Raw genomic sequence first — 9998 nt, 5'->3', positions numbered from 1 at the left:
CCAGTGCCAGTGCCAGTGCCAGTGCCAGTGCCAGTGCCAGTGCTGTGGGCGTGTGGGGCGGGCCTTAATGCTTATAGGCCCCGGCTTAGGGCTGTGCTGCCCCTTCTGGCGTTGTGGCTTGCTGCCATGCAGCCCGGCTTAACCAGTATTGTGAGACAGAAGTATCTGGCGAAATAAAATGAGACACCTGCGACCAAAGCTGCGTTGGGCGTAGGCGTACTGTCATGGCACCAGACATTTGCTGTTCGGAGCAGGGGCCGTTTAGCCCAATATCACGTCCCGGCAGGGTAATGGTTAGGGTGCAGTGGGCGGTTTGGCTCATGGTCGTGCCACCGCTAAAAGTGCCGTGTAGCGGGCCAGCGGCTAAGGGGCGCATGGCACTGTCTAGGCGCATCATCTCCCCTTCTAGCGCACCATTGGCTGTGGGGTGTAAGCCGACCAAAATACGTGCGCCCTTGTGCGATGAAAGCCCCGCATAGCGTAAAGGCTCTGCCGCAAGGCGGTTAAAAATGCTTTGGTAATCTGGGGCTTTTGGGGCGGCGTGTGCGGGCAGCGCAGCGGCTGCACTGAGCAAGCCTGCGGTTAAAAGAAGAAAACGGGTCATGTTATTTAATGCCTCCCAACCAGCCTTTACGCCAGAACCACAAGAGCGGCAGCACAATAGACGCCGCCATAAGCGCTAGGGAGTACCAATACCCATAGCTCCACCCTAACTCCGGAATGTCTTTAAAGTTCATGCCATACACCCCGGCAATAAGGGTGGGGGCCACACCAATAAAGCTTACAACAGTGAGCACTTTCATCATGCCGTTTTGCTCAATGCTAATAAAACCCAAGGTGGCATCAAGTAAAAACTCAACCTTACTGGCAGCCTGCGCCACGTAATCGGTGAGGGAGGACAGGTCGCGGTTGGCTGTGGTCATGCGGGCACGTAATGCGCCGGGCAGGGCGTAGGGCGCGTTTTCTGTGGGTAGGGTGGTAACGCCTGCTTCAAAACGGCGGGTTGTTAGCGGCAGGCCAGAGGCCGGGGCAACGCCATCTTTTTTGCTTTCACCCAAAAAAATGGTGATGCGCTCTAGCCCAAGTAAAGAATCGCGCACCCGAGAGCACAGGTCGCCTGCGCTGCCAACACGTTGCAGCAGGTCACGCTGCCATGCAGCAATACTATGGAGTGGAGACTGGTTTTGGCGGCGCTTAAAAATATCTTGCGAGAGTTTGTCCAGCAGGGTGCCAACGCTTTCCAAAATATCTGCCAGCCGGTCAACTATCGTCTCAATTAAGGCTACCAGCACCTCTCCGGGGCCAATGGGCATGGGTTTTAGCTGCTGGGGCGGGGCAACAACGCTTTGTAACGGCTGGTCAGAGCTGGTGTCTTGCGCGGCACTGGGGGGTACCACTGTGCTGGGTGCAGGTGTGGTGGCGGGGGCTGGGGGCAGGGTGTGCTCTGCCACCAGTTGGGCCACGGCTTCAAAAGATGGGTAGGGTTGGTAGCGAATGGTAATGAGCCGCTCGGCAGTTAAAATAAACCCCACTGGTGAGCTTTGAAACTCTGTGCCTATTTTTTTAAGCAATGGGGTTGAAAGAAACGCAGCACCATTGCGCACACTAATGCGAGACGAACTTTCAATTTCGCTTAGGTCATCCAGCGTGGGTAGGGGTTGCCCACAAATACGCGCCGCCAGAGCCTGCTCGGCTTCGGTGGGGTTAAGCAGGTCTATCCAGGTTATACCGCGTGCGTCTGCCTCACTCTCAATGGCCCGGGCGGGGGCGCCGGGCTTGTGGGCCAGAAACATGCAACTCTCCTTGCGCTGAAGGGTTTAGGGGCGGCGTAATGGCAGTTTTGGTGGTGCTGGTGCGCAGTATCCTGCCAGTCGTTGCCAGACTATGCCTGTTTGGGGCCAAGGCTGGCAAGGCTTGCACAGGCAGGGCAGACCACCTTTGAAAAGTAAAGAAAAACACAAGCTGGGTCTGTGCAACAACACAGGGGTTCTGGTAAGCCAGATGCCTGCTTTTGGGGCAGGGCGGCCCCGGCATAACACGCAAATTTAGGAGCGGTGGAACCAACCATGGCAGACACAACAGTAAACGGCATAACAGCGGCACAAGCGAACTCCCTCCGGCATGGGCCGGACGAGCGTGGGCATTTTGGCGGCTGGTTTGGCGGGCGCTTTGTGGCTGAAACCCTGATGCCCCTTATTTTAGAACTTGATCAGGCTTACAAAACAGCCAAGGCAGACCCTGCTTTTCAAAAAGAGCTGGCGTTTTACCTGCGTGATTATGTTGGCCGCCCAAGCCCCCTCTGGTTTGCCCGCCGTATGACCGAAGAACTCGGTGGCGCTAAAATTTACATGAAGCGTGAAGAGCTAAACCATACCGGTTCGCACAAGCTTAATAACGTTATGGGCCAAATTTTGTTGGCCCGCCGCATGGGGCGCACCCGTATTGTGGCCGAAACCGGGGCTGGCCAGCATGGGGTGGCTACCGCCACCGTGTGCGCCCTGTTTGGCATGAAATGCGTTGTGTATATGGGGGCAACCGATGTTGAGCGCCAAAAACCCAATGTGTTTCGTATGCGCCTGCTGGGGGCAGACGTTGTGCCCGTTACCGCAGGGGCAGGCACATTAAAAGATGCCATGAACGAAGCCATGCGCGACTGGGTTGCAAACGTGGCAGACACCTATTTTCTGGTCGGTACCGTTGCTGGCCCGCACCCATACCCTGCTATGGTGCGCGACTTTCAGAGCATTATTGGCACAGAAACCAAAGCCCAGATGCAAGAGCTTGAAGGCCGCCTGCCAGATGTGGTGGTGGCTGCTATTGGCGGTGGCTCTAACGCTATGGGTATTTTCCACCCGTTTTTAGATGATGCCTCTGTGCGTCTTATTGGTGTTGAAGCCGCAGGCCACGGGCTGGATAGCGGTAAAACGGCGGCCTCTATTGAGCGCGGTAAGCATGGTGTGTTGCATGGTAACCGCACCTACCTGCTCCAAAATGCCGATGGCCAGATTGATGAAGCGCATTCTATTAGCGCAGGCCTAGACTACCCCGGTGTGGGGCCAGAACATTCTTGGCTGCACGATATTGGCCGCGCAGAATATGTGGGCGCAACAGACCAAGAAGCGCTTGATGCCTTCCAGCTTTGCACCCGCACGGAGGGCATTATTCCTGCCCTCGAATCTGCCCATGCCATTGCCTATGCGTCTAAAATTGCCCCCACTCTGCCCAAAGACACCTTGTTGGTTGTCAATATTTCTGGCCGGGGTGACAAAGACATCTTTACCGTTGCCGAACATTTGGGAGTGAAACTGTGAGCCGTATTGCCGCCCGTTTTAAAGCTCTGGCCGCCCAAGGGCGTGGTGCGCTCATTCCCTACCTTGAAGCGTTTGACCCAGACCTCGACACGTCATTGGCGCTGCTTAAAGCTATGCCAGCCGCCGGTGCAGACCTTATTGAGGTTGGGGTACCCTTCTCCGACCCCTCAGCCGATGGCCCGGTTATTCAGCTTGCGGCCCGTCGTGGGCTAAAAGCGGGTTCTACCTTAGCCGGTGTGCTCAAAATGGTTGCCGCCTTTAGGGAGGGGGATAACGAAACCCCTATTATCCTGATGGGCTACCTCAACCCCATTGAAGCCTATGGCTATGAGCGCTTTTGCACAGATGCCGCCAAAGCGGGGGTTGATGGGCTGATTATTGTCGATCTCCCACCCGAAGAAGCGGATGTGATTGAAAAGCACACAGACGCAAACGGCCTCGATATTATCCGCCTTGTCGCCCCCACCACCACAGATGAACGCTTGCGCTATGTGCTCTCGCACGCTTCTGGCTTTGTGTATTACGTGAGCATTACCGGTATTACCGGCACCCGTACCGCCAGCGTTGAAGACCTAAGCAAAGCACTGCCGCGCTTGCGGGCCGCTACTACCCTGCCAGTGGCTATTGGCTTTGGTATTCGCTCCCCCCAACAAGCGGCAACAGCGGCTAGTATTGCAGATGGTGCAGTTGTGGCCTCGGCCTTGCTGGCGACCTTGGCTGAAACACTCGATGAAAACGGCCAAGCTACAGCGCAAACCCTTCCACGGGTTTTGGCCCAAATTGAAGAACTGGCTGCGGCTGTGCGTGCCGCAGGTTCTGGCGCAAAGGCGGGCTGAGTTCTGTCTTTGGTGCAAGAAGGGGTTACACGGCCAGCGCGTGTTTGCGTTATAGGCGGTGGCCCAGCGGGGCTGGCCGCGGCAGAGGTAATTTCTGCCGCAGGCTGTGCCGTGCAGGTGGTTGAGCGCATGCCCAGCTATGGCCGCAAATTGCTTATGGCGGGGCGGGGCGGGTTAAATATTAGCCATTCTGAGGCGGCTGATAGGCTTTTAACCCGTTACGGTAGCGCTGCGCCATGGCTGGCCCCGGCCTTAGCAGCATGGACAACCCAAGACATTCGGGACTGGATGGCAGGCTTGGGGCAAGACAGCTTTGTTGGTTCCTCCGGTCGGGTTTTTCCAACGGCTATGAAAGCTTCCCCACTTTTGCGGGCATGGCTTGAGCGCCTGCGTAGCCAAGGGGTTGTGCTCCATACCCGCACAGAATGGACAGGCTGGAACCCGCAAGGCCACCCTACTTTTACCCCCACACAAGAGGGGGCCTGTTTACCGCCAGAATTAGCCCCCCCTTACGTGCCAGATGCCATGGTGCTGGCCCTTGGTGGCGCAAGCTGGCCCCGGCTTGGCAGCACGGGGGCATGGGTGCCTGTTGTGCAGGGGCAGGGGGCAGAGGTTGCACCGCTCCAACCCTCTAACTGCGGTTTTCAGGTTAGGTGGTCAGACACCTTGCGCGCGCGTTTTGCGGGCACCCCGCTTAAGCCTGTGGCGCTCAGTTTTGCTGGCCGTACCGTACGGGGCGAGGTTGTCGTAACCGCTACAGGCCTAGAGGGTGGGGCACTTTATGCGCTGTCTGCTGCGTTGCGCGCACATGTGGCGGCACACGGGAGTGCCACTTTGCTGCTCGACCTACGGCCAGACCTAACAGAACAGGTTCTTGCCGCCCGCCTTGCCAGCGTGCGCCCGCGTGAGAGTTTATCGAATCGGTTACGCAAAGCCCTGCGCCTGCCCCCGCTTGCAGTAGCCTTGCTGCACGAGGCAGGGCCAGTGCCCACAACACCACAGGCTTTGGCGGCACGCCTTAAGGCATTGCCCATAACCCTGCACCAGCCCCAACCGCTGGCCCGTGCTATTTCTACTGCCGGAGGGGTTATGCACACTGCCTGCACACCCACATTTATGCTCAGCGCAAAACCCGGTGTTTTTGTTGCAGGCGAAATGCTGGATTGGGAGGCCCCAACTGGCGGTTATCTGCTACATGGCTGCCTTGCCACGGGGCGTGCGGCTGCAAAGGGTGTTTTGCAGTGGTTGCAGCACCCCCACGCATAGCGGTATCTGCTCACCATGACCAATAAGATTATAATGGGGGAAGTGCCGGGCGCAGGCCCCGCACAGATGGATCTTGCAGAGCTTCTGGCTACCCGTCTGCTGGTGCAGGGCAACTCTGGCTCGGGTAAGTCGCATTTGTTGCGCAGGCTGCTAGAGCAGTCTGCCCGGCTGGTGCAGCAGGCCATTATTGACCCCGAAGGCGATTTTGTAAGCCTTGCCGAAAAATTTGGTCATTTAGTGATTGAAGGGGCCGATTATTCAGAAATGGCCCTGCATGCCGCTGGTGAGCGTATGCGCATGCACAGGGCCTCTGTCGTGCTTAACCTTGAAGGGTTAGATGCCGACCAGCAAATGAAGTGGGCCGCAGCTTTCTTGGGGGGTATGTTCGAAGCCCCACGAGAGTATTGGTACCCCGTGCTTGTTGTGGTTGATGAAGCACAGCTTTTTGCGCCCGCCGCCGCCGGTGAGGTCTCAGACGAGGCGCGGCGCTCGTCTTTGGGGGCCATGACCAACCTGATGTGCCGTGGCCGTAAGCGTGGTTTGGCTGGTATTATTGCGACCCAGCGTTTGGCTAAGCTGGCCAAAAACGTGGCGGCAGAGGCCTCTAACTTTCTTATGGGCCGCACGTTTTTGGATATCGACATGACCCGCGCAGCAGACCTGCTGGGTATGGAGCGCAGGCAGGCCGAAGCCTTCAGAGACCTTGCGCGCGGTACCTTTGTTGCTCTTGGCCCCGCGCTCTACCGGCGGCCAACCCCTGTGCGTATTGGTACGGTTGAAACAGAAAGCCGCTCTGCCGGGCCAGTTCTGGCCCCGTTTGAGCCGCCTTCGGCCCCCGTGCACGAGCTTATTCTGGCCCCGCTGCCAGCCGCAGAATCGTTCGCACGCCCCCGCAAAGCCCCTGCCACGCCGCCGCCAGACCTGCTCTCGCAATTAGCCGCACATGGAGAGGTGCAGGCAAATGTTGCCCAAGCCGAGCAAGAGGTGGAAGAAACGCCTGAAGACCAAACCGAGCGTGAAGCCCGCATGACCGCCATTTTGCGCGACATGATGGAAGATGAAGAAACGTCTTTCCGCTCAGCCTCAGTGCTGTACCAAGACTTTTTGGTGCGCTGCCGTATTGCCGGGTTGGGCCGCAACGCGCTTGATCTTAAAAGCTTTAACCGCGCCCTAGCCACCGCCCGCAGTGGCGTGAGTGAAGATATGTGCGCAACGCCTGAATGGCAGCAGGCCGAATCTTTGGCCACGGTTTTACCCGAAGACCTGCAATCGGTTTTTCTGTGTTTGGCGCGTGCCGCTATTGCCCGCCAGCCGTGCCCGTCTGATGCAGAAATTGCCAAAGTTTACGGTACAGTCTCGCAAGGGCGTGCCCGCCGCCTGCTCGAATGGTTAGAAGACCGCAATATTATTGTCTTGCAGGCTGATGGTATGGGCCGCCGTATCATCACCATTATTGGCCCAGGGTGGGAAACCCTGCCGGGTATGCCTCAGCACTAAGAAAGCATACCTGCAAAAAAGTGCCCCTTTGCGGGCATGACGTGTGCGCCGGGCAATGCTATAGCCCAAAGCATGACCGAAGATCCGACCTTCAGCCCGGCCTTGCTGCCGGCCGGTTTCGTAGACCTGCTCACGCCAGATGCCCGCACAGAGGCAGAAGGTGTGGCAACTCTTATGGGGGTGTTTGCCTCGCACGGGTACAACCGTGTGCGCCCGCCCCTTATGGAATTTGAGGAAACTCTGCTTGCCGGGGCCGGTGCGGCTTTAGCAGAGCAGAGCTTTCGGGTTATGGATCCCGATACGCGGCGCATGATGGTGCTGCGCCCAGACATAACACCCCAAATTGCCCGCATGGCCGCGACTCGCCTTGCAGACCTGCCGCGGCCCTTGCGTTTGTCTTACGCGGGTACGTGTGTGCTGGTTATGCCCGCCAAGGCAGAAGAAAGCGGCCGCCAGATTATGCAAACCGGCATAGAGCTAATTGGCCCAGACAGCCCACAGGCCGATGCCGAGGTTGTGTGTGTTGCTGCAGAAGCATTGGCCCAGCTTGGCGTGCCCGGCGTTTCGTTTGACCTAACCATGCCCCCCTTTGTGCCCGCGTTGCTAGAAGAGGCAGGCATTGCCCCCACAACACGCCCAGCCCTGTTACGCGCCCTAGACCGTAAAGACGCCGCTGCCGTGGCAGAATTAGGTGGCCCATTAGCGCAAACGCTTATTGCATTGTTGCGGGCTGCTGGCCCTGCTGCGCAGGCTGTTGCCGCGCTCAACAGCCTTACCCTGCCGCCTAAAGCCCGCGCTATTTTGCAACGCCTGATAGATGCCGTGGCGGCTATTGCCGAGCAGGCGCCAGACCTACGCCTGACCATAGACCCCGTAGAATTTAGGGGCTGGAAATACCACACTGGCGTGTGCGTAACCGTATTTGCCGTTGGCCGTGCCGAAGAGTTGGGCCGTGGCGGGCGTTATTTGTGCAACGATAACGAACCCGCCTGTGGGCTTACCTTCCGGCCTGATGTGCTTTTCCGCATGATACCTGCCGCCAAAGCCCTGCCGCGTGTTTACGTGGCACATGGCGCAGACCGGGCTACGGCTGCCGCTTTGCGTGCTAAAGGCTACGCCACACTGGCTGCTTTGCCTGCAACGGCCGGGCAACAGGGTGATGCACAGGCAGAAGCCCGCCACCTTGGGTGCAGTCACATTCTTTCAGGTACTACGTGTACGGAGCTTGCCTAACCCGTTGCCATAGCGGCAGTGGCTATGCAGCCCTACCGGCCCTTTAAACTAGGCCGTTTTTCTTCCAGGAGCAGACCGTTCAATGTCTAACGTCACCGTAATTGGCGCCCAGTGGGGCGATGAAGGCAAAGGCAAAATTGTCGATTGGCTAGCCAGCCGTGCCGATATTGTTGTGCGCTTCCAAGGTGGGCACAATGCAGGCCACACGCTGGTTGTCGGCAATCAGGTGTACAAATTGTCTTTGCTGCCTTCTGGTGTTGTTAGCGGCAAAATTGGCGTTATTGGCAACGGCGTGGTGGTAGACCCCCAAGCCCTTCTGGCTGAAATTGCCCGTATTCAGGAGCAGGGGCTTATTGTGACCCCAGACACCCTGAAAATTGCTGAAAACGTGCCGCTTATTCTGCCCGTACATGGTGCGCTAGACCGCGCGCGTGAAGCTGCCCGTGGTGAGCGTAAAATTGGTACCACAGGCCGTGGCATTGGCCCTGCCTATGAAGATAAAGTGGCCCGCCGTGCTATCCGCCTCTGTGATTTGGCTGAGCCTGAAACACTCGACTGGAAGCTGGACGAACTGCTGCTACACCACAACACGCTGCTGGCAGGTTTGGGCGCAGAAACTTTCAAAAAAGAAGACCTTTTGGCCTTCCTGACCGACATAGCCCCTAAAGTGCTGCCTTACATGGCCCCAACATGGGACTTGTTGGATGACGCCCGCCGCGCTGGTAGCCGTATCCTGTTTGAAGGTGCGCAGGCTGTCATGCTGGACGTAGACCACGGCACCTACCCATTTGTAACCAGCTCCAACACTGTTGCCTCTAATGCGGGCACAGGTTCTGGCATGGGGCCTGCAGCGGCTGGTTTTGTGCTGGGTATTGCCAAAGCCTATTGCACCCGCGTGGGTGAAGGGCCTTTCCCGTCTGAACTGTTTGATGAAACAGGCCGCAAAATTGGTGAGCGCGGGCACGAGTTTGGCACCGTTACAGGCCGCCCCCGCCGTTGTGGCTGGTTTGATGCCATTCTGGTGCGCCATGCCGTGCGCGTTGGTGGGGTAAATGGCCTCGCTCTGACCAAGCTGGACGTGCTGGACGGTCTGGACGAAATCAAAATCTGCGTAGGGTATGAGCTTGATGGTAAAACCATTGAGCGCTTCCCGTCCTCTCCCGCTGCTCAGGCCCGTGTGAAACCTGTGTTTGAAACGGTTGAAGGTTGGAAAGACACCACGCACGGTGCCCGTAGCTGGGCAGACCTACCCGCACAGGCCATTAAATATGTACGCCGGATTGAAGAACTGGTGGGTGCCCCTGTTACCCTGCTGTCTACCAGCCCAGACCGTGATGACACCATTCTGATGCGCGACCCCTTTGAAGACTAAAGGGTAACATAGGGTTAGGGGCGGCTTTCCGCTCTAATCCGTGCTGCATGAGCACTGCAAAAAGCCGGTTGGGGTAACCCTAACCGGCTTTTTACGTGTCATTTTTTAAGTGTAAGCGCCGTTTTATAAGCCCCACACTGGGGCTCGCCTTATGCCCATTGCAGCGCAGAGCCGCTGCCGTTTAGCGCGGGTGCGTAGTGGGGGGCTGCATGGCTGTGGCGGTTGGGCCATCGGCAAAGCTGCCAAATGTGGTTGAGGTAGGGTAGAGTGCCCGCAGGCGGTCTTTACGGGCGTTTTCTTCTAACGTGGCAACAATACTGTCTAGCATGCCAAGTTGCAGCATGCCACGTGCCTGAAAAGCCTGCCCTAAACGCTGGCAAAATGCTTTTAATAAAAGTGTCACGGTGGTGGAGGGGCTTTTGCCGCTATGCGGCAGGGAAGTGCGAAAAATACTCATGCGAGCGTACCCAGAAAGCACATCCG

At 57.7% G+C, this 9998-nt stretch carries 9 protein-coding genes; 6 read left to right on the top strand and 3 right to left on the bottom strand.

Annotated features, from left to right (window positions below):
• Positions 1-85: 85 nt before the first annotated feature.
• Both Abor_RS12965 and Abor_RS12960 read right to left on the bottom strand, forming a co-directional pair.
• A complete protein-coding gene (locus tag Abor_RS12965; RefSeq protein WP_052946447.1) occupies positions 86-604 on the bottom strand; it encodes a hypothetical protein in 519 nt (172 codons plus the stop codon).
• A 1-nt stretch (position 605) separates the two neighbouring features.
• Entirely contained in the window at positions 606-1793 is a 1188-nt protein-coding gene (locus Abor_RS12960; protein WP_048842300.1) for a CorA family divalent cation transporter, read from the bottom strand.
• A 273-nt stretch (positions 1794-2066) separates the two neighbouring features.
• On the opposite strand from Abor_RS12960, the gene trpB reads away from it, so the two are divergent.
• The 6 genes from trpB to Abor_RS12930 all read left to right on the top strand — a co-directional run bounded on the left by trpB (position 2067) and on the right by Abor_RS12930 (position 9515).
• Positions 2067-3311: a tryptophan synthase subunit beta gene (gene trpB / locus Abor_RS12955; protein ID WP_048842323.1), complete on the top strand. Its 1245-nt coding sequence runs from the start codon at positions 2067-2069 to the stop codon at positions 3309-3311.
• Positions 3308-4147 (top strand): tryptophan synthase subunit alpha, encoded by an 840-nt coding sequence (trpA, locus tag Abor_RS12950; RefSeq protein ID WP_048842299.1) that lies wholly within the window; start codon positions 3308-3310, stop codon positions 4145-4147. The genes trpB and trpA overlap by 4 nt, the downstream gene beginning before the upstream one ends.
• A gap of 12 nt (positions 4148-4159) precedes the next feature.
• Positions 4160-5413, top strand: coding sequence for a TIGR03862 family flavoprotein (locus Abor_RS12945; RefSeq protein WP_048842322.1), 1254 nt, complete (start codon positions 4160-4162; stop codon positions 5411-5413).
• A gap of 15 nt (positions 5414-5428) precedes the next feature.
• Positions 5429-6910 carry a helicase HerA domain-containing protein gene (locus Abor_RS12940; protein ID WP_048842298.1) on the top strand — a complete coding sequence of 494 codons (1482 nt, stop codon included), beginning with the start codon at positions 5429-5431 and terminating at the stop codon, positions 6908-6910.
• Positions 6911-6946: 36 nt separating this feature from the next.
• Entirely contained in the window at positions 6947-8143 is a 1197-nt protein-coding gene (locus Abor_RS12935; protein WP_048842297.1) for an ATP phosphoribosyltransferase regulatory subunit, read from the top strand.
• Between the two features lie 82 nt (positions 8144-8225).
• A complete protein-coding gene (locus tag Abor_RS12930; RefSeq protein ID WP_048842296.1) occupies positions 8226-9515 on the top strand; it encodes an adenylosuccinate synthase in 1290 nt (429 codons plus the stop codon).
• Between the two features lie 181 nt (positions 9516-9696).
• On the opposite strand, the gene Abor_RS12925 is transcribed toward Abor_RS12930, so the two are convergent.
• The gene (locus Abor_RS12925; protein WP_126621289.1) at positions 9697-9972 is read right to left on the bottom strand and encodes a hypothetical protein; all 276 of its coding nucleotides are present in this window, start codon (positions 9970-9972) and stop codon (positions 9697-9699) included.
• Positions 9973-9998 lie beyond the last annotated feature (26 nt).

The organism is Acetobacter orientalis (assembly GCF_000963965.1).
Classification (GTDB): domain Bacteria; phylum Pseudomonadota; class Alphaproteobacteria; order Acetobacterales; family Acetobacteraceae; genus Acetobacter; species Acetobacter orientalis.
Note: the sequence above shows the minus strand (reverse complement) of the source record. Positions and strands in the feature narration are given on the sequence as shown.